Raw genomic sequence first — 19928 nt, forward strand, 5'->3', positions numbered from 1 at the left:
ATTATAGAAAAAGGATGCCAATATTATTAGCATCCTTAATGAGTAATAGCTTGGCTATTTAACCTGATACCTAAACAATACCAGGTTATCTAGGATGACATTGCTTGACCAAATGAACGCTGCCCCCGCACCTGAAAATTGCTGTTGAAAATTCATATAGGCTTTTTTGTTATCTACGCCAATTTGTTGTTCAGTAAATTCAACCGATTTGGGCCAAGTGACGTATTCATTATTCGTTTGCCAATCTTGAGATATTTGCCAGTGAAGCGAATAAGCTTTGTCGTAGCTATCTCTACCTTCGGTGTCACAACGTTTAGTTAATCGTTGTTGGCCTTTTTCTGTGGCGCAACTTAAGTCATAAATGGGTGCAGTATAAAATGTTTGCGCTGACCAATCGGAGTTCGTTACTGTGCCATCGGAGAAGCTGGCAATTAAGCCGCCGTCGCCAGGATGATATTGTTTACCGCGATTATTCTCTGTTCCCAGTCCTGAGTTTTCTTCCCAATCGACGACTTTGATTGCAATGTCATAAGGCTTTTTGACTTTAAATCGGACGATATTGGAATTAAATGGCGTAAAAGGGATTGGATCAACGCCAATAAGCTTGCCATTAATAAACAGCTCAAAGTAATTATCGGCAAAAATATAACCGGTAATTATCTCGCCGTCTTGGTCTACTTCAATGACTGGTACTGACGATAAATCAACCTCGGCTAAAGATGCAGGAGTGACTCCAGAACATTCATTATAAAGGTCAGCAGTGAAATATTTTTCCTGGTATTGAAGCGCTGCAGGTACCGAAAATTCTTGGCCTTTATCAGTTTTTGTGCCAATAGGTGATTGACGCGACTGACCATTTTGGCAGCTAAATAAATTAGCTTTTGTTACCGTTGCCTGGCCTTCAATAACGTGTGCCGTACCGGTATAACCGAGTGGCACTGCGACTGTTGTAAAGCTGGCGAATATCAATAATGATAATGTTTTAAATTGCATTGGTTATTCCACTTGAATGCATTGTGTCCTCAATACTAGACATTCACCTTGAGAGCTTCAATAAAATACCCATAAGTTTACAATTAATTACGTTGGCGAAAGCATTTAATCTAAGAGGTTAGGGGGGAATTAGTGGTTTTTGGGATATTAAATTCAAGCGAATATGTTCGTCAATATCGCGTTAAAAAAGGTTTATTTACATAAAAATAGACCAAGTACGATGACTTGGCCTATTGAGTTGTTAGTACTTAGTTAACGATTACTTTGTCACTCTGTGCAAAGCACAAATCTTGTTACCATCTGGATCACGTAAATAAGCTAGGTATAAGTCAAATGCTGGTCCAGGTCGCACGCCTGGTGCATCTTCACACGCTGTGCCGCCATTGATTAAACCTGCAGCATGCCATGCATCTGCTAATGCTGGGGTTTCTGCAGCAAAACCAATCGTTGTACCATTACCATGGCATGCAGGCTCACCATTAATGGGTTTAGTGAGTAAGAAAATACCCGTTGGCGTCATGTAAATACAACGACCTTTTGGATCAATTTGTCCTGGTGCATGGCCTAATTCAGCTAAAATAGCATCGTAGAACTTCTTTGACGTTTCGATGTTATTGACACCAATCATAACGTGACTAAACATGGTAACTCTCCTTGAGTGAATTCAATTGAATTCGATGATTAATAATTTATCGCATATTTCTGTGGTAGATGTTGATTGCTAATTGTTGGTTGTTAATTATTGATGGCTAATGCTAACTGCTGCTATTAACTGTTTCATTTTTTGGTATTAGTAACTCGATAGTATGCTCAAGTAGCGCTTTATCGCCAACCTGTCCATGACCGGGTACGACTATTTTTACTTGAGGAAATTGGGCTTGTACCTTGGCGATAGTTAAGGGCCACTGCTGTAAGTCCGCTTCACCTGTGTAACCTAATGTGCTTGAGTTAAGCGATTTTATTAAACACCCACCAAATAAGATTTGCTGTGTCGGCAGCCATACCACTAGGTTGTCTTTGGTATGCCCTGCACCTAAGTCATACACTTCGACTAAATCCGTTTTCATAATGTATTGCATGCCTGTAAAAGTACTTTTAGCGGTAGTTTTATCATTTTCGGTTAAAATTTGTTGAGTCGTTTCGGACACTGTAGTCGTAATACCTTGGCGATTAAGGTAACCGATACCGCCAGCCCGATCTTGATGTGAATGGGTTGAAATACTGGCGACGGGGATAAAACCTTGCTGAGTTATCCAGTCAACTAATTTTTGGGTATCGTTGTCGGTCCACGGGGTATCAATAATAAATGCTTGTTTATCCTTAATCACTACAAGGCCGTTGGCTTCGACTAAACCGAAATTACTGACATTTTTATAGGAGTGATGTAAGTACACGCCATCGGCAAGCTTGGAAATACTTAATTGGCCTTCAAGGCTGGATGTTACTGATTGGATTGTTGTCGATGTGGGCTCTACTTCATGACTATAGCTAGGTAAGCTGAGCATAAAGGTCGCTAAGCATATAGTGCGCCATAAGCGGTGTAGATTACGGTTAATCATAACAGTGTCCATATTTTCCTGGGTAACAGGCGAGGAAATAAAAGCTAAAGTAGCCATGTTACACAGGTTTATCATGGGTTTTAGTTTGATAAACAGAAAATAATTTTGCTACGTTTACTTTGGCATTAAGTTTTGCCGCCAGTAAATACATACCTGCTAATTTACGATGAATAAAAATAGCATCTGTAGGTGGGGTATGCCATTCATTTTGTTGAGTACTCATTACTTTTCCTGCCTGGGTAATGCGTTTAGCTAAATTACTTTGGCCAAAATCGTATTCGCCATCAAAGCACAGTGGTTCGCAAGCTTGATAAAAGATATCAATAATTAATTGCTGCTGGGCAGGATCAATTGAATCTTGAAAAAAACCAATTTGTTTGGCTGCTAATGCCATTTGTGTTTTGTCTTGTTGTGCAGCCCCGAGCATCAGTTCTAGGTAGCCATTTGATAAAGTATCACTAATGGTTCGGGTAGCGCCAAAGTCGAACAAGACAATTTTTTGAGTGTCGGTTTGATACTGAAAATTGGCAAAATTGGGATCCGATTGAACTAATTTAAACTCAAATAACTCTTTAAAACATAAACCCATTAACGAGGTCGCTACCTGGTCACGCACCCCTTGCGGTGATTGCACTAATGACTCAATAGCCACGCCTTCAACAAACTGCATGGTTAAAATACTGTTATTGCTAAGTTGTTGATAAACCTTAGGCACAATAAAATGACTGTCGTCGCCCAGTTGTTGTTGATAAAGTGCAATTTGATCCGCTTCGAAATGATAGTCTGCCTCGTTGTGCAATTGTGCTTTAGCTTCAGCTAATAGGGTGTCCAGTTTAACATTTGCCGGAATAAGCCGAGAGACTTTTAATAAGGTGGCCACATTGTCGATATCGCTGTCGATGCTGTCTCTAATACCGGGATATTGAATCTTAATTGCCAGCTTTTCACCTGTGTCTAAATAGGCTAAATGCACTTGGCCAATAGAGGCTGCGGCAAAAGGGCGTAATTCAAATTGAGCAAATGGCGTAATCCAATCGCTGCCCCAGTGCTCAACTAATAGCTGAGTTAATTGTTTATGTGGCATGGCTTTAGCGCCTGAACGCAGTTTGGCTAATATTTCCGCTAACTCGGGAGGTACTAAATCGCCGGCGTCCATTGATAACATCTGGCCTACTTTCATCGCTGCGCCGCGCAGTTGTGAAAGTTTGTCGGCAACATGGCCAATGTTGGAGGGTGTCATCATCAGTTGTTGCATTGAGGGTGATTTACCTTGGCTTAACTGTTTTGCGCCTTCAAGCAGTACGTTACCCGCTAAGCGTGAAGCCAGTCCACCCATTTTTGATAATCGAGATAAACGGCTGGTTGGCACTTTGGCTTCATTATTTTTCATCAGTTCTCACTTTGTCGCAGCACTATTACCGTACTATATCGATTTTAGCCATTGTACGCTTTAGTTGATTATTTCGTTCACTATTAGTACAGATTTAAACATGGTTTGTCGCCTCAAGATTAGAATGATAATTATGTTATTCTATTGAAATAGAAATGATTGAACTCAGTAGTTAGGCCGAGTTATTGAACTAATACATTGAGCTAAGTCATTGAACTTGGATTCAGTCGACAATAGTTGATCAATCATAATAATAAAAAGGACTCTCGTTTGAGTATTATTGACCAATATTTGAGCCAAGCGGAATCGCTGTTTCAATCTAAAAATTATTCATCAGCCAGAATGTATGCACGTAAAGTGGTTAAGCGTGATGATAAACATGTCGGTGCCCTAGCTTTATTAGGCCATATTCATTTACAGCAGCAACAATATGCTGAAGCCGAACGCTGCTTTTCAAGTGCGGCCGCGGTTAATCCTGAGGTGATATCAGTATTAATGGGTTTACTGACTATTGCGGAGGTGAAACAAGACTTTTTCTTGTCGAAAACTTATTTAAAACAGTTGATTAAGCTGCAGTCGTTAGTTGGGAGATATCGTTATAAATTGGGGTTAGTCGCGACTAAAGTGGGCGATATGGCGTTAGCTGAGCAATGTTTTCAATGGTGCTTAGAACATGATTATGCAGAACCTGAAGTGCAGCTTAATTTAGGGCACATTTATAAAGCTAAAGGGGAGACTGAACGTGCAGCTGATTTTTATCAGCAGTATATTCAATTAAGCCCAAAACAAGTTGGCGTGGGTTACTGGAGCTTAGCCGATTTAAAACAATATCGATTTAGCGCTACGGATTTAGGATTACTACAAGATTTTACATTGGATGAGTCGCTGAGTAAGCAAAATCAGGCATTAGTTTATTTCGCCTTGTGTAAAGCCTATGAGCAAACTCAGCAAATCGATAAAGCATGTGAATCGATGTTATTGGCCAATGAGATTATGGCGGTTCACCGACCGTTTAAGCAGCCTTTATTTGCCCAAATTGTGTTGTCTTTGCTTGGACATACGCCGTCGCCGCATATTGATAGTTTGCCAACATCGAGTCAAACACCAGTGTTTATTGTTGGCATGCCGCGCTCTGGTACTACATTAGTTGAACAGATTTTAGCGTGTCACACCGAAGTTGGTGCTACCGATGAGTTACCGTTTATGGAGCGATTTGCGCTGCAAATGGACATGGCTGGCGGTTATCAATCGCGATTAAGCCAACTTTCTACTAATGAAATTATCCAATTCCGCCAACGTTATTTAGCCGAGGTGAATCACTATTTTACCGATTCACCAACTTATGTGATTGATAAAAATCCGAATAACTTTTTACATATTGGATTAATTAAAACCTTATTTCCTCACGCTAAAATTATTAATGTGGTGCGTAACACGGTCGACAATGGTTTGAGTGTGTTTAAGCAGTTTTTTAGTTTCGGTCACGATTATTCGTATTCGTTTGCAGGTATTAATAGTTATTGGCAACATTATTTAGACATTATGGCCCATTGGGACACACTGTATCCGAACGAGATTTTACATGTGTGTTTTGAACAACTGGTGCGAGAACCAGAGTCGCAAATTCAACGTATGCTGGACTATTGCGAGTTAACTACGCAGCCACAATGCTTTACTTTTTATGAGTCAGATCGTGCAGTATTAACACCAAGTGCGAGTCAGGTTAGGCAACCAATGAACCCTAAGGCTATTGGTCAGGCTGATAAGTATCAACCCTTTATTACTGGGGAAATTGCCGAGCTGGATGCGATAGCAAAAAAAGCCTCGCAGCAATTTTTTGGTTAACAAAATGGCGCCAATAAGGCGCCATTTTTATTCTAGCGAGATGATGACTTTTGTACTTTTTTGCACTTCTAGCATTTGCTCATTCGTAATACGCAATGCCAACTAAAGTGAGTGCTAGCTGACTTTACCGTGACAGGCTTTATAGCGTTCGCCGCTGCCGCACGGGCAAGGGCTGTTACGCGACTGTGGTGCTGAAAAAGTATTCGTACTTGCTGTGTTCGGCGCTTCAGTAGGTGTTTGATTTGTGCTTACCGCAGCTTTTACTGAACCTTTAGCTGTATTTTTAGTCGTTATGTTAGGCGCTGCTGCTGAACTATTGTTACCTTGGTGTTGATCACTTAGTTCGATATTCATACAGGCGACAATCACTAATTGTTCAAAGGCTTTTATCGCCGATCCTGAATGCATTAACTGTAACGATTTAGCGCACTGTAATGCTTTGATCATGGTTTGCTCTCGCAGTGCATGATAATGCGGCCAGCCCGCTTTAGTGCATTCAAATTGCAGCCATAACATCCGCCAATCGGCAACAAAGTCTGTTATTAATAACGAAAATGCATTCACATCAGCAACTAGATTTTCGGGGTTGTGTTTTACTTCAGCTAACAGCTCATTGGTTAAATATTCAATCTCTGCTGCAGGCATGATCACCGGGGCATTAAATTGCTCGGTGGTAATGTCGTGAGCTAAATTGGTTTGAAAGTCGATAGATTGGCATTTTAATGGTACTGACTGATTGTCCGCTATTGAGCGAGAGTGTTGAAAAACAGTGCGCCAAAATCGGCTAGAACCCGCAAGGTCTACCACTAAATGCACTCGATATTGGTCGCTGTTGTTTTCTACTTTGTGTAGCTTCCATGAGTCGAAAATCCAACATTCACCCGCGCCCATATGAACTTGTTTGTCGTGGCAAAAAAACTGCACTTGTTCAGTGGTGGTGATCGGAATATGTACCCGCACGCGTTTATACCAATGGTAATTAATGTCTGAATGCAAAGGGACTTGTGCACCAGGGGCTAAACGCATTAATCGTGAACGACTAAGTACTTCGCCAAATGAGGCTAATATTTGTTTGATATAAGGACTTTTCTCTAACGCCGATGTGGGCTTCATTGGTCCTTTAAAGTCATTATTAAAATCGCCGTTAACTGAAATTAATGGAATAGCTGAATTACCTTGAAAACCTTCATGATGAGTGACCCAGTCGGACTCGGAAATTTGCTCGACTTCTTTGACTAATTGGCTGACATCAAAGGTGTAAGGTAATTGATAAAACTCATGGGGTAACTTCATAATTTGGCTCTCTGCTGTTTAGCTTAACGCACCATGGCATTGTTTAAATCGTTTACCTGATCCACAAGGGCAGGGACTGTTACGCGGCACATTATTATAGATAGCATCTTTTGTTAATGGCTTTGTTAATGCTGTGGCCTGTGGTGTGATTAATGATGTTGCTGGCTCGGCAATATCATGGTGCTGCCATTGTGTGGCAAATAATGGCTGACCGTGTTGATGTAAATGGTGATTTACTTTGTTAAGTGTAGCGGCAATGCTAGGCCAAATTTGTGCGATATCATGATAGTTTTCGAGCCATTTATCGGCTTTGGGTGTTGAGATGGTGTAACGAGAATGCGGCAATGGTTGGCTACATAATTGTGCCAATGCTGAGTCAAACTCGGTAGCGGTAAATTGGCATAGTTTTTTAACTGTTTGCTCAGGTTGGGTAATTAACTGATCATAAGACAACATACACCAGCGAGAAGGGTCGATTTTTTGTAATGAATTAATTATCGCGTCATTAGCCTCTTGCCATTGAAATGCTGCTATAGATTGCAATGATTGCTGATTTAACTGTTGCCATTTTTCAGGCAATAACAGTGACCAGTTGCGTTTATCCCACCCTGGTAAGTTAGGGTAAGTGACAAACTTATTCGACCGCCAAGCCTGCATAATACTACTGATATTTTCTTTTGGTTCTCTGACGAGGTAGATAAATAACGCGTCGGGAAACAGCGCATTAAAAAAATCGACTCGTAAGCTATTCTTGGGGGTTTTCTCTAAAAAACGGATACTCGTGTCGCTATTTTTATCGGGCTGATTACCTTGGCTATCTTGCAGCGCATCGCTAAAACGTTGCAATAACTGCTGACGTAAATCATCATCAATATCCTGCTCGGTTAAAGCATTAGAGCTAAATTTACGGTAGGCAATATTCAGTTTAGGAATGGTTTCAATTAGCGCGTGGCTTTCTCCGCCAATAGTGAATATGGACTGACTTTTTGATAACACCTCGAACAACAGAGTACTGCCTGAGCGGGGCGCGGATAAAATAATAATGGGCCGATCAAATAGGTGCATAGCGGTATGATGTTATTGTTATAATTATTTCAACATCATACTCACACTGGCAACTTATGGCTACTTTATCAATTTCAGTAAGGCTTTAAAACGATCACCTTGGGCCACATGTTGCAGTTCAAACAGCAGTGATTCTACATTAGTGAGTTGGGCACCATCATTAAGCATCATCTGCACTCCTAGGACTTTATTGTCTGTCCCCCTTGATGAAACAGCATCGGCAACAAGATGTACTTGATAGTCATTGGCTAATAAGTCTTTGCAGGTTTGGTAAACGCAAACATGGGTTTCAATACCCGCTAAAATGACATTATTGCGCTTTAATGTTGTGAGCTGTTGTTTTACTTCGTCACAATGCCAGCCACTAAAGTGCTCTTTAGCAATCGGCTGAGTGGTTTGCGACAACAATGGTACGAGTTCATCGCTGGTGTGGCCTAATTTGTCGGGTAATTGTTCTAACCAAATAATCGGGATGTCAAATAGCTGTGCCCCTTGAATTAATACCGCAAGCTTTTGGTGTAATTGGGCTGATTGCTGCATAACTTGAGCAAGCTTGCCTTGTACGTCGACAATCATTAATACACTTTGTTCTGCTGTTATCATGGTCAGTTACTCGAATCAATTTAGTGAGCTTTTGAGTATTGGCTATTTTGACCATGGTTAAAATAGGCATTTAGTCTATTATGGCTATGTTAATTGTTATGATTGTTCATGCTGGAGTGTCAGGGATTGATATGAAAAAACGTATTGTTATTTGTGCCGATGGAACCTGGAATCGGCCCGAAAAAGATCTTGAAAAAGATCACGCCACGAACTTGCTTAAGCTTGCACGTTCGATAAAGCCGATTGCAGATGATGGTGTGCCACAACAGGTATTTTACGATTGGGGAATTGGTTCGTACTATGACTCAATGATGGGTGGCGCGACAGGGCGTGGCCTGCATAAAAATATTATGGATGCTTATCGCTATATCGTACAAAACTATTCACCTGGTGATGACATCTATCTATTCGGTTTTAGTCGCGGAGCCTACACCGTGCGTTGTTTGTGTGGCCTTATTAATAACTGCGGTATTGTGACTCGCCCAGATGCCAGGCTTATTCAACAAGCGTTTGACCACTATAAAATGAAAACTAAACCTTTCGCGCCAGAAGGTGATCGCTCGGTGGCATTTCGTCAGCAACATTCGCATCCATCGCGAGATGTGGCATTTGTTGGCGTGTGGGACACGGTAGGCGCAATGGGCATCCCGCTATCTTTTTTAGGCATGTTTGAAGATAAAGACGAATTTTATGACACCAAGCTAGGCCGTAATGTCAAAGTGGCGCGCCATGCTTTAGCCATTGATGAACATCGCAGTGATTTTGAACCGACGATTTGGCAACCTAGAACGGGTATTGATATTCAGCAAGTATGGTTTGTGGGCGCTCACAGTAATATTGGTGGTAGTGTTGCGCCCAATTCAGACGGTAGTACTTTGTCGGATATTGCATTGCAGTGGATGATTAACCAAGCAAAGGTATTTGATTTAACGGTAGAATTACATTTGTCGGATACATTATTGCCTAATCCTATGGCTGATATTGAACAGTCATATCGCAGTTTTTATCGGGTTAAAAAACGCTTTATACGCGATCTAGATCCTGAGCAAGCGCCGATATTATTACATCAATCGGTTAAAACTCGTTGGCTGAATGACAGTAATTATCGACCGAAAAATTTAGTAAATTACATTGATAACCATGGTTGGCCCGATAAACTGGTGCAATAATCTGTGTTAACACCATCATTAAATAACGAGTGTTAGCCACTAATAGCAGCCACTAATAGCAACCACCATTAGTCACCACTATTACTAACTACTATTAACCCCCACTTTGATTAAGGACAGTATTTTGCTACGTGTATTTTTAACGCTCATTACAGTGATTGGACTCTCGTCTGTATCACTCATTATACCCGCGGCTGAACAGACTGCTTCAGATTATTTACAAGATAAGCCACCAGCTAAGCGAATTATCGCCTTGTCACCCCATGGGGTTGAAATGCTGTTTGCTATTGGGGCAGGCGAGTCAATTGTGGCAACCACTGATTATGCTGACTATCCCGCAGCGGCTAAAAATATCCCCAGTATTGGTGGTTATTATGGTGTTCAGATAGAGCGAGTGATTGAGCTAAATCCAGATTTAATTGTGGTATGGCAAAGCGGTAATAAAATAGAGGACATTAATCAGTTACGCGATTTAGGCTTTAAGCTATTTAATAGCGACCCTAAAAGCTTAGCTGATGTCGCCACTGATATTGAACTGTTGGGTAAACTCACCGGACATTTGGCTAAAGCCAAGCAAGTGGCAGATGACTATCGTCAGCAGTTGGCTGATATTACGTTGCAAAACCAGATGAAGCCTGCGGTAAAAGTGTTTTATCAATTATGGTCAACACCGTTGATGACAGTTGCTAAAGGTAGTTGGATCCAAAATCTTATTGAAGTGTGTCATGGTGAAAATGTGTTTTATGATGCTGCCAGCGAATACCCACAAATTAGCATCGAAAATGTGTTACTAACTGGCGCTGAAGTGATTTTACAAAGCCAAGATGAAGGCAATATTCTTGGTATCAATTGGGCCGATTGGCCTGAGCTGCCCGCGGTGAAAAACCACCATATATATCAGTTTGATGCAGATTTACTGCACCGTGCAACCCCAAGAGCTATTTTAGGTGTTAATGCCGTTTGTGAGGCGTTGGATAAAGTAAGAAATTAAATAATAAGTCGTATTTTGAGAGGGGGCGGCTTGTAATGTTTATTCAAATCTATCTTTTTCAATTCAGTATCCAAATGTTGAACAATGCCTTGTACCTGTTTTTGTTGCATATTCTGTAATGATTAATGTAATGTTGCTAAGTTGTTGTGATTTATATTGGTGTAAGTTCAGTGTAAATGGGGCTTGAAAAAAGATCTAACAAAAATAGCATAGGACGATTTCCTCTACGCTGCGTTATGTTTAAATACAAGTAACACTTATCGATTTTAAAAGGATTAAGTAAATGGATTTTATAGATAAAACGTTGGCAAGTGACAATTATATGTTTATGGCGGCGTTAGTGATAGGAGGACTTATTCTTTGGTTTCTCCCTGCACTTCTTTCGTTAATCTTTAATAGAAAACACTTCAAATACATTCTATTGGCTTGTATCCCTGCTGGTCTGTCTTTTATCGCTTGGGGCGGGGTGATGGTGTGGGCCACAACGGGTAAAGTCTTTGGTAAATATGCTAACAAAATCAAAGAAGAAACTTAAAAAATAATATGTCTATTAAAAACGGTTGAGTTAGTTTTTATGACTTACGGTTTCTAACGAATGATGCTTTGATGACACCTGACCTGAGGAAACCAACGGCATGGAAAGTCTAGATAATATAAAAGTACTAACACGTGGAGAATCCGCAATCATTGCTGGAGTTTGCTCGGGTATTGCAGAATATTATAATTTGCGAAAAAACAGCATCAGGTTAGCATTTTTGTTAACTAGCCTATTTTTTGCCATTCCAGTATTCGCTTATGTTGTTTTATGGTTAGTGTTACCCAAATACCCGACGACAGAAGCGATGGCTCGAGACTTACGGCGAAAGAAACGGCAACGAAAATAAGGTACTTTGTCTTTGAATGATGCTGGAGACAGATGTTGTCTCAAACGGTATTCAAATGATGGGTGGGGAAGTATTACCGTGAGTTTGAGCACTGTTTCTTATGGCCTGCGGCCACACCAGAATGTTCAAACTTCGTTTGAAATAAGATCGCAAGGTTCCACCCTACACGAGTTAAATACTGCGTCATTTCGGCAATGCTTTGAGCCGGAATCTAGGTGTTTATTTTGCTTTGTACTTTTTGTACTTTATGGCCTGCGGCCACTAACGTCGTGGCGCTTCACCCACACCAGACCAAGAGGAAACCAACGGCTGTTCCCTCTTGGATCTCCCAGCCGCCACATCAAAATTATCTGAAAAGCGATAATTTCGCGACGTGGTTGAATCTAGCTTTTTACTGCGTTTGTAACCGTCTTCGGCCTTATTCGAAAATGCTAACGCTTCAGATGGGGCGTCCCTTCCCCTCTAAAGCTAGCTGGCCGTCCATGGCCAGCTCACGTCATTTTCTTCAACGGCCTCAAGTCCAGAGTTGAATTTGGACATTTTAAAACTAAAATCACCACAGAGTTTGGTGCTGTCGAAGCATTGCCTACTTAACTGTTAACTCCAAACGACTACAAGGCGCTGTAAACAGCCAGCGCAGGCTGTGCGCGTAAGCATTCATTCCTGAAAAGCCCCCATCTTCCTTATACTTGATTCATATCAAGTTTTTCTTCTGTGCCGAATTTCGAAAATGATTATTAAACCACTCATTTAACGCTAACTTTTAACTATACAGATAAAAATTGATGCATTTTGTACATCGAGCAGAACTATCGCCAAAGTAATGAAAACAAGTTATGTTACTTGTTCAAATAATGGGTGGCTTAGTTTTAGGCTGTAGATGTATTTTATTGGATAAATGTTACATGCTTGAAAACAATACATTTTCTGTGGGTATGAATAGTGATTTTAATGCAACTGTCGGCAACAACGGTAGTGGTGTTCCTATGGGAGAGGCGCGATCTAACATTGATTATGCTATAGGTTTTTCTAGTGCTGCATTAGAGCTCATTGAAGTTGCACTGACAAGCCAAAAGCTCGAAAACTGTGTTGATTACTTAGTTTACCCAATTTGTTTCAACATGAGACATGCCGTTGAGTTACAGCTCAAAAAGGTATGGAAAGACTTATCGATACTAGCTGAATATCGAAAGGTAAGGTTAACTGAGCATAAAAATGGAAAAATCAAAGCTTCTCCATTTTTACGAGGTAAAATTAAACCGTTTCCTGATCTTGACGAAGCTTCAACCCATGACCTTCGGATAATTTGGAATCTGGTTGAAGAGTATGCCCCTTTGATTGATACTAGGTTTGTCAAATTGATAGGCTTACTTACGCCTTTTATTAATGATATAGCCGAAATGGACTCAACTGGGCAGACATTTAGGTATCCCGCTAGTAATGAAAGCCAAGTACATCTAGATGATACTCCTATTATTAACATTGAGATTTTAAAGGTTAGGTTTGCTAATCTTGTAGAGGTTCTAAAGCTTCTCGAAAAAGTTAGCAAAGAAATGATTTACGAATACAGTTGGTCAGAGATCACTAACAGCCTATCCCACTTTGATATTATTCAAGCAACTTACCACGCAGCGAATTTCCTGGGTGATGAAACTCCTTATTATAAGGGGGCAAAGGTTAGTACACTCAAAGAATTTAATATAAGTAGTAATGAATACTCTCAACTCATCAAAATCTCAGCGAAAGACAAAACCATAAATCATATCTTGAATATTGATAATCAACCAAAACACCTTGATTTGAAATCACTTGTCACTTTCTTTGATATACTGGACAAAGTGTATCCGATGACTGACTACGTTGAGAAATACACTCGTTCCTCTTATTCAATTTTTGATTTTCGTACAGCTTTTGGAGTAGAAGCAATTAAAAAAATGCATGAAAAGCGGCAAGCGATTGAAGAGATTTCTAAAAAGTTAACATTACATCAAATTGCTGAAATTTATTCACTCTATGATTTTCATAAACAACCTTGCTATATAGGAATCTTTGAGAGTGAGCTTAAGCGAAATATCGATGAGTTAGAGGTCTATCAGGCACGCTCACACACCGCAGAAATTCATGATTTTATAAAATATTTTCTCGAGAAAACTAATCTAATTAATGGTGTTTTAACTAGCATGTGGACACTTAATATGAAGCCATTGGTCAAAGAGCTAATCGAAAATTATAACCTCGCTAGCGTACCGTGGTATGACAAACTTATAAGAGGCGAAGTCCGTAACGGACTAACGGAGTACCATTGGTTCGAGTCTAAAATAGCGATGCTTCAAAAACTTACAGAAAAATCCAACCAGTCTATTGAATTATTACGCCTGTTAGATTAGTGCTATGTTGCAAAGGGGCTAGACTTTGCGGTTGCCTATCAATAAATTGCCATATTTTTCCTAATCCACACGATTCGAGTTAAAGCAAAACTATAACGAGTTCTCCCTCAACTTGAAATGCCAAAATTCAACTCTGAACTTGAGGCCGTTGAAGAAAATGACGTGAGCCCAGGCATGGATGTCTGGCTAGCTTTGGAGGGGAAGGGACGCCCCATCTGAAGCGTTAGCATTTTCGAATAAGGCCGCAGAACACTCAGAGGAAGTTAAAAGCTGGATTTGACCACGTCGCGAAATTATCGCAGCTATCGTTTAGTAACAAGAATGATAATTTTGATATGGCGGCTGGGCCAATTCTTTTATAAAGAGTAAAGAGGGAACAGCCGTTGGTTTCCTCTTGGTCTGGTGTGGGCGAAGCGCCACGACGTTAGTGGCCGCAGGTCATAAAGTACATAAGTACAAAGCAAAAATAACACCTGGATTCCGGCTTAAAAGCATTGCCGGAATGACGCCGTATTAGGCCGGTGCAGGGTGGAACCTTGCGATCTTAAGCGTTAGTGGCCGCAGGCCATAGAAGTTACATAAGTACAAAGCAAAACAAAGTGTCCGCTCGGACACTTCCTCAATAACCGGACAGTATTTAAGCCTGTCCGCGGACACTTTTAGGGTGTTCGATTATCACTTTAAATCATTATCATTATGAAAAATAACAATAAATAACTATTGGCATGGCTTGTGCTTTATCTTGGTATAAATGTGAAGCGGTGGTTGCGGTCAGCGCGTTACCTAAGGACTTGAGATGATTAAAGACACAAGTAGCCAAGATACTGTTATTGCGCCTAAGTTAGGCCGTAAATTGCGCTTACCCTTGATGATAGGTTGTGGTGCCATTTTGATGAGCGCGTTAGTGTGGGCAAGTTTTAGTCACGACAGTTCGGTGCGGTCGATTGATGGCGCAGATTTGCGCTTGGCAACGCTTACCCGTGGCACTTTGGTACGTGATATAGCCACTACCGGTAAAATTGTTGCGGCCAATGCGCCCATTTTATATAGCACGGAAGAAGGAGTGGTGACGCTATTAAGTCAACCTGGTGATGAAGTTGAACTTGGGCAAGTAGTGGCGAAGGTTGAAAGCCCACGTTTGCAAAGTGAATTGCAACAACAGCAGTCGTTGCTTGAAGGCATGCAAGGTAATTTAGAGCGCGCCAAGTTAGATGCCCGCCGTGAGCAACTGCGTGTTAGCCAGATTTTAGACATGGCGAAAGTCGATTTAGAAGCGGCTGATCGTGAAAGCCGTCGTGGCGATCAACTGATTGAGTCGAGTTTGATCAGCATAATCGATTATGAAAAAAGCAAGGATGATTTACACAAAGCCAAATTATTGCATAAACATGCTCAACAAGAAGTTGAGCTTATGCGCGACACCCTCAGTTTTGAAATTAAAAACCGTAACCTTGAAGTGCAACGCCAAGCGTTAGTAGTGAGAGAGTTAACCCGCCAAGCCAATGCCTTGAGCATTATCGCGCCGGTTAGCGGCATTATTGGTAACTGGCTGGTGGAACAAAAAGCCCGTATTGCCGCCAGTCAGCCAATATTAACTGTGGTCGATTTAAGTGCCTTTGAAGCCGAGTTAGCCGTGCCAGAGTCTTATGCCGATGAGTTAGGTTTAGGGATGGATGTTGAGCTGAGTTTTGGCAACCTGAATGTGGTTGGGCAGTTGTCGTCTATTTCACCCGAAGTTAGAAACCGCGAAGTGACTGCAAGGGTGCGTTTTGCTGACAGTAACACTTTATCGTTACGCCAAAATCAGCGTTTGTCTGCCCGAGTGTTACTGGAAAACAGACCCAATGTATTGATAGTGAAACGCGGTGATTTTCTCAATATGGGCGGCGAAGTAGCGTATCAAGTGAATGACGCTGTCGCTCATAAAAAAGTCGTTAAATTGGGCGCACGCAGTATGAGCCAAGTTGAAGTGCTTGAAGGTGGTGAAGCAGGTGACGTATGGGTAATATCCGGTACCGAAACCTTTAAAAATGATCCAACAATTCAAATCCGATAGCTAAGTCGATAAACAAGCAAATAACCAAACACTCAACTGAGTAAGGACATTCTATGACTTTTATTCAACGCAGACAGCTTATCGGGCTAGGCGCTTTATTTATTCTCGCAATAGCGGTGAGTTATCGCATTGATAATCATACAGATTGGTTATCGGTTAGTTTGCAGTTAATTGACATGAGTAGCCAGGTCTCGAATCGATTAAGAGATATTAGTCCTACCGTTAGTTTGCATATTGATATTAGCGACATGGTCAACATTAAGCTGCTGTTTTAGCCATGACTAATACTAACGATACTGACGCCAATTGCATTAAAAACAAAAGTATTTAGAACAACTGTATTCAGATTAGCAAGATTGACATTATCAGCCCTAAGCGCTGGGATGCGACAACCGAATTAACCAAGGAAGCCATTATGTTATCCATGAAAAATATCAGTAAAGTATTCAAAACTGACTTAGTTGAAACCCATGCGCTACGCGACTTTAACCTTGAAGTGAAAGAAGGTGAATTTGTCGCGGTGACAGGTCCGTCTGGTTCAGGTAAAACCACCTTTTTGAATATTGCAGGTCTGCTTGAAGGCTTTAGTTCGGGCGAATACAGTCTTGATGGCGTTAATGTGTCGAATTTAAGTGATAACAAAAGTGCTAAAGTCCGTAATGAAAAAATTGGCTTTATCTTTCAAGGGTTCAACCTTATTCCCGACCTTAATTTAGCCGAAAACGTCGAAGTGCCGCTGCGTTATCGCGGTATGAATGCCAGCGAGCGTAAGCGCCGAGTCGAATCCGCATTAGAACAAGTCGGGTTAGGCGCGCGGATGAAACACTTACCGACACAATTGTCTGGCGGACAACAGCAACGTGTCGCCATTGCACGTGCGCTAGCAGGCGAACCGCGATTTTTACTTGCCGATGAACCCACTGGTAATTTAGACAGCTTAATGGCGCGCCAGGTGATGGAGCTTTTAGAGAATATTAATCAACAAGGCACCACCATTATTATGGTGACCCATGACTCAGAGCTTGCGCGTCGGGCCCAGCGCAATATTCAAATTGTTGATGGTCAAGTATGTGATTTTTCGATGTACCAACCAGCGGCTACCGGCACTCGCTAAGGGGAACACTATGTTTTTTTACTATTGTGATTTAGCGTGGCGAAGTATCCGTAAAACGCCGATGTTATCTATGCTAATGGTGTTGGCGATTTCGATTGGTATCGGCATTACCATTACGACCTTAAATGTGTATAAAACCATGTCTTACAATCCGGCTGGCGATCGCAGTGAGGTGATTAACTCAGTGCAGCTATGGAGCCAAGGCTTGGATACTTGGGATGAGTTTATTGCCAATATCACTTATACCGATGCGATGAATTTGCGTAATAACGATGAGTTGAGCCTTAAAGCGGCGACTTATCGTACTGGTTTAGCGTTGCAATCTGACAATCCAAAAATTGAACCTGTATTACAAAGTGTGCGGGTGACCGACAGTGACTTTTTTAGGATTTTTTCAGTGCCATTTTTATACGGCAGCTATTGGGATGCTAACGTTGATTTACGCCCCGCCTACCAAGTGGTGATTAGCCAGAAATTGAATCTACGCTTTTTTGACGGGAAAAATAGTGTCGGTAAAACGGTATTTTTAGACCGAAAACCGTATCAGATTGTCGGGATAATTGATGACTGGAATCCACAGCCTAAATACTACGACCCACTCAATGGTGCGTTTAATGATGCCGAAGAAATATTCATTCCATTTTCACTAACCGGCCAGGAAGAGTTTGATGTTTGGGGCAATACCAGCGGTTGGAAATTTGAAACCATGATTACTTACAACGACCGACTAGCGTCAGAAAAAGTATGGATTCAATTTTGGACTGAATTGAATAGTGAAGATGAAAGACAGAGTCTTCAAGGTTGGTTAACCCGCTATGTGGAGCAGCAAAGAGCGATCGGCCGCTTTACTGATACGGCTAAAACCCCTAGTGAGTCAGTACAAATTAGCGATATCGATAAATGGCTTGAAGATAACGATGTAGTGCCAAAAGATAACAAAATATTAGTTGGCTTAAGCTTGTTGTTTTTAAGTGTGTGTTTGGTCAATATTCTCGGGTTATTGCTGACCAAGTTTTTGAAGCGCGCGCCAGAAGTGGGTGTTCGCCGTGCAATTGGTGCCAGTCGTGGACAGATTTTTAGTCAGTACATGGTTGAAGTGGGCATGATTGGTTTTATCGGTGGTGTAGTGGGGTTGTTATGGGCTTGGGGATCGTTAACGGCGCTGCACAGCTATTTTTCAATGGACCAAAGTGTTACTGGGCTTGATGCCAGTATGTGGATTATTACGCCATTAATTGCTATTTCTACCGCTGTATTGGCTGGAGTTTACCCTGCTTGGGTGGTGTGCCGCACTAAACCCAGTGTGTATTTAAAAGCTCAATAACGGATTAAACAAGGACATCACCATGTTACATATCAAACCGATTTTATCCAGTTTAATGCGCAGTAAAAGTGCGCCGATTTTATTGTTATTGCAGATCATTTTGTCGGTTGCGATAGTCGCCAATGCCAGTTTTATTATTAACGAGCGTTTGTCGTTAATGCAGCGAGAATCTGGCTATGCTGAAGATCAAATACTCACCTTTAGTGTTTATAACTTCGACCCTGCAGTTGATAACATCAAACAAAATCAGGTTGATCAACAGATTTTACGTTCGCTGCCTAATGTTATCGACGCCAGTTCGAGTAATATGTTGCCGTTAAGCGACAGTGGTTGGATGGACCGTTATGTTGATGGGCCTAATCCTGATACGGCTAAAAGTACCCCTGGATTTGCTTTTTACTTGGGCAATGAACATTTATTGAATGTTATGGGCGCAAAACTGATTGCCGGACGTAATTTTACCGCCGACGAAATAAATACCAACTTAGATGACAGTGGCATGATGGCGATAGTGTCGCAGCCCTTAGCCAAAGCCTTTTGGGGTGAAGAGTCACCGCTGGGTAAAACCATGTATCAAGGCGAACAAACAGTTACTATTATTGGTGTGGTTGATAAGCTACAAGGAGCTTGGGTTGATAATGAAAATTTTGAATACAGTGTGATCCAAAATATCGATTTTGGCGGTAACAGCAGTAACAAATCATATATGGTACGGGCATTACCGGAACATATTCCTGCTTTAGAGGAAGCGATCCGTAAAGCGCTGCATGCTGAAAACCCCAATCGGGTGTTTGATAACTTTCAAACCTTGACCGAGTTAAGAAATCTTACCTACAGTAATCACCGTTTAATGGCGACGGTATTGAGTATTATGGTGGTGTTATTGCTACTTATTACCGCGCTAGGATTAACCGGTATGGTGATGTTTAATATTCAACGCCGCACCAAACAAATAGGCACACGTAGAGCACTAGGAGCGCGCAAGCGCGATATTATTCAATACTTTATGGTCGAAAACTATTTGATATGTATCGTCGGTGGCGTGATTGGTGGCATGTTGGCATTAGTCTTGGGCCAGCAATTAATGTCGCTGTATAGCTTACCTATGGTGCCAGTGATTTATCCTATTGCGTCCGTTATTGGCTTACTGGTAGTGACAACGCTAGCGGTAATCGTGCCGGCCGCTAAAGCCGCGAATATTTCACCCGCCATGGCAACTCGCAGTGTGTAATCTGCTTAAATGCGGCGTTAGCAC

Annotated in this window: 18 protein-coding genes; 11 read left to right on the top strand and 7 right to left on the bottom strand. The window is 41.4% G+C overall.

Annotated features, from left to right (window positions below; genetic code table 11):
- Positions 1-54: 54 nt before the first annotated feature.
- The 4 genes from EGC82_RS06105 to EGC82_RS06120 form a co-directional block, all read right to left on the bottom strand.
- A complete protein-coding gene (locus tag EGC82_RS06105; protein WP_208646932.1) occupies positions 55-993 on the bottom strand; it encodes a hypothetical protein in 939 nt (312 codons plus the stop codon).
- Between the two features lie 259 nt (positions 994-1252).
- The gene (locus EGC82_RS06110) at positions 1253-1636 is read right to left on the bottom strand and encodes a VOC family protein (RefSeq protein WP_124729975.1); all 384 of its coding nucleotides are present in this window, start codon (positions 1634-1636) and stop codon (positions 1253-1255) included.
- A 112-nt stretch (positions 1637-1748) separates the two neighbouring features.
- Positions 1749-2552, bottom strand: a complete 804-nt coding sequence (blaDIM, locus tag EGC82_RS06115; protein WP_164839099.1) for a DIM/SIM/IMP family subclass B1 metallo-beta-lactamase — start codon at positions 2550-2552, stop codon at positions 1749-1751.
- 58 nt (positions 2553-2610) lie between these two features.
- Positions 2611-3942 (bottom strand): ABC1 kinase family protein, encoded by a 1332-nt coding sequence (locus EGC82_RS06120; protein ID WP_124729977.1) that lies wholly within the window; start codon positions 3940-3942, stop codon positions 2611-2613.
- Between the two features lie 270 nt (positions 3943-4212).
- Here EGC82_RS06120 and EGC82_RS06125 point away from each other — a divergent pair, with 270 nt between their 5' ends.
- Positions 4213-5787: a tetratricopeptide repeat-containing sulfotransferase family protein gene (locus tag EGC82_RS06125; RefSeq protein ID WP_164839100.1), complete on the top strand. Its 1575-nt coding sequence runs from the start codon at positions 4213-4215 to the stop codon at positions 5785-5787.
- 114 nt (positions 5788-5901) lie between these two features.
- On the opposite strand, the gene EGC82_RS06130 is transcribed toward EGC82_RS06125, so the two are convergent.
- The 3 genes from EGC82_RS06130 to EGC82_RS06140 are packed head-to-tail and all read right to left on the bottom strand — an operon-like array spanning position 5902 to position 8748.
- Positions 5902-7080, bottom strand: coding sequence for an aspartyl/asparaginyl beta-hydroxylase domain-containing protein (locus tag EGC82_RS06130; RefSeq protein WP_124729979.1), 1179 nt, complete (start codon positions 7078-7080; stop codon positions 5902-5904).
- 18 nt (positions 7081-7098) lie between these two features.
- Positions 7099-8145, bottom strand: a complete 1047-nt coding sequence (locus EGC82_RS06135) for a sulfotransferase family protein (protein WP_124729980.1) — start codon at positions 8143-8145, stop codon at positions 7099-7101.
- Between the two features lie 60 nt (positions 8146-8205).
- Positions 8206-8748 carry a hydrolase gene (locus EGC82_RS06140; RefSeq protein WP_124729981.1) on the bottom strand — a complete coding sequence of 181 codons (543 nt, stop codon included), beginning with the start codon at positions 8746-8748 and terminating at the stop codon, positions 8206-8208.
- Positions 8749-8879: 131 nt separating this feature from the next.
- Between EGC82_RS06140 and EGC82_RS06145 the strand changes: the two genes are divergently transcribed.
- From EGC82_RS06145 to EGC82_RS06190, 10 genes are all read left to right on the top strand, one after another.
- Complete coding sequence (locus EGC82_RS06145; RefSeq protein ID WP_124732573.1) at positions 8880-9917, top strand: DUF2235 domain-containing protein; 1038 nt, start codon at positions 8880-8882, stop codon at positions 9915-9917.
- 181 nt (positions 9918-10098) lie between these two features.
- Entirely contained in the window at positions 10099-10908 is an 810-nt protein-coding gene (locus EGC82_RS06150) for a cobalamin-binding protein (protein ID WP_244212574.1), read from the top strand.
- A 283-nt stretch (positions 10909-11191) separates the two neighbouring features.
- Entirely contained in the window at positions 11192-11443 is a 252-nt protein-coding gene (locus tag EGC82_RS06155) for a superinfection immunity protein (RefSeq protein ID WP_124729983.1), read from the top strand.
- 100 nt (positions 11444-11543) lie between these two features.
- Entirely contained in the window at positions 11544-11792 is a 249-nt protein-coding gene (locus tag EGC82_RS06160; protein ID WP_124729984.1) for a PspC domain-containing protein, read from the top strand.
- Between the two features lie 836 nt (positions 11793-12628).
- Positions 12629-14179: a transcriptional regulator gene (locus tag EGC82_RS06165; RefSeq protein WP_124729985.1), complete on the top strand. Its 1551-nt coding sequence runs from the start codon at positions 12629-12631 to the stop codon at positions 14177-14179.
- A 796-nt stretch (positions 14180-14975) separates the two neighbouring features.
- The gene (locus EGC82_RS06170) at positions 14976-16235 is read left to right on the top strand and encodes an efflux RND transporter periplasmic adaptor subunit (protein WP_124729986.1); all 1260 of its coding nucleotides are present in this window, start codon (positions 14976-14978) and stop codon (positions 16233-16235) included.
- 53 nt (positions 16236-16288) lie between these two features.
- Positions 16289-16510, top strand: coding sequence for a hypothetical protein (locus EGC82_RS06175; protein WP_124729987.1), 222 nt, complete (start codon positions 16289-16291; stop codon positions 16508-16510).
- Positions 16511-16650: 140 nt separating this feature from the next.
- Positions 16651-17349: an ABC transporter ATP-binding protein gene (locus tag EGC82_RS06180; protein ID WP_124729988.1), complete on the top strand. Its 699-nt coding sequence runs from the start codon at positions 16651-16653 to the stop codon at positions 17347-17349.
- A gap of 10 nt (positions 17350-17359) precedes the next feature.
- Positions 17360-18673 (top strand): ABC transporter permease, encoded by a 1314-nt coding sequence (locus tag EGC82_RS06185; protein WP_124729989.1) that lies wholly within the window; start codon positions 17360-17362, stop codon positions 18671-18673.
- A 22-nt stretch (positions 18674-18695) separates the two neighbouring features.
- Positions 18696-19904 carry an FtsX-like permease family protein gene (locus EGC82_RS06190; protein WP_124729990.1) on the top strand — a complete coding sequence of 403 codons (1209 nt, stop codon included), beginning with the start codon at positions 18696-18698 and terminating at the stop codon, positions 19902-19904.
- The last annotated feature ends 24 nt before the right edge of the window (positions 19905-19928 follow it).

This window comes from Shewanella livingstonensis, assembly GCF_003855395.1.
GTDB classification, from domain to species: domain Bacteria; phylum Pseudomonadota; class Gammaproteobacteria; order Enterobacterales; family Shewanellaceae; genus Shewanella; species Shewanella livingstonensis.

Bases quoted from the DNA above. Each gene is read 5' to 3' on its own strand.
- EGC82_RS06105 (WP_208646932.1), bottom strand. From the start codon at position 993: ATGCAATTTAAAACATTATCATTATTGATATTCGCCAGCTTTACAACA.
- EGC82_RS06110 (WP_124729975.1), bottom strand. From the start codon at position 1,636: ATGTTTAGTCACGTTATGATTGGTGTCAATAACATCGAAACGTCAAAG.
- blaDIM (WP_164839099.1), bottom strand. From the start codon at position 2,552: ATGATTAACCGTAATCTACACCGCTTATGGCGCACTATATGCTTAGCG.
- EGC82_RS06120 (WP_124729977.1), bottom strand. From the start codon at position 3,942: ATGAAAAATAATGAAGCCAAAGTGCCAACCAGCCGTTTATCTCGATTA.
- EGC82_RS06130 (WP_124729979.1), bottom strand. From the start codon at position 7,080: ATGAAGTTACCCCATGAGTTTTATCAATTACCTTACACCTTTGATGTC.
- EGC82_RS06135 (WP_124729980.1), bottom strand. From the start codon at position 8,145: ATGCACCTATTTGATCGGCCCATTATTATTTTATCCGCGCCCCGCTCA.
- EGC82_RS06140 (WP_124729981.1), bottom strand. From the start codon at position 8,748: ATGATAACAGCAGAACAAAGTGTATTAATGATTGTCGACGTACAAGGC.
- EGC82_RS06145 (WP_124732573.1), top strand. From the start codon at position 8,880: ATGAAAAAACGTATTGTTATTTGTGCCGATGGAACCTGGAATCGGCCC.
- EGC82_RS06155 (WP_124729983.1), top strand. From the start codon at position 11,192: ATGGATTTTATAGATAAAACGTTGGCAAGTGACAATTATATGTTTATG.
- EGC82_RS06160 (WP_124729984.1), top strand. From the start codon at position 11,544: ATGGAAAGTCTAGATAATATAAAAGTACTAACACGTGGAGAATCCGCA.
- EGC82_RS06165 (WP_124729985.1), top strand. From the start codon at position 12,629: ATGTTACTTGTTCAAATAATGGGTGGCTTAGTTTTAGGCTGTAGATGT.
- EGC82_RS06170 (WP_124729986.1), top strand. From the start codon at position 14,976: ATGATTAAAGACACAAGTAGCCAAGATACTGTTATTGCGCCTAAGTTA.
- EGC82_RS06175 (WP_124729987.1), top strand. From the start codon at position 16,289: ATGACTTTTATTCAACGCAGACAGCTTATCGGGCTAGGCGCTTTATTT.
- EGC82_RS06180 (WP_124729988.1), top strand. From the start codon at position 16,651: ATGTTATCCATGAAAAATATCAGTAAAGTATTCAAAACTGACTTAGTT.
- EGC82_RS06185 (WP_124729989.1), top strand. From the start codon at position 17,360: ATGTTTTTTTACTATTGTGATTTAGCGTGGCGAAGTATCCGTAAAACG.
- EGC82_RS06190 (WP_124729990.1), top strand. From the start codon at position 18,696: ATGTTACATATCAAACCGATTTTATCCAGTTTAATGCGCAGTAAAAGT.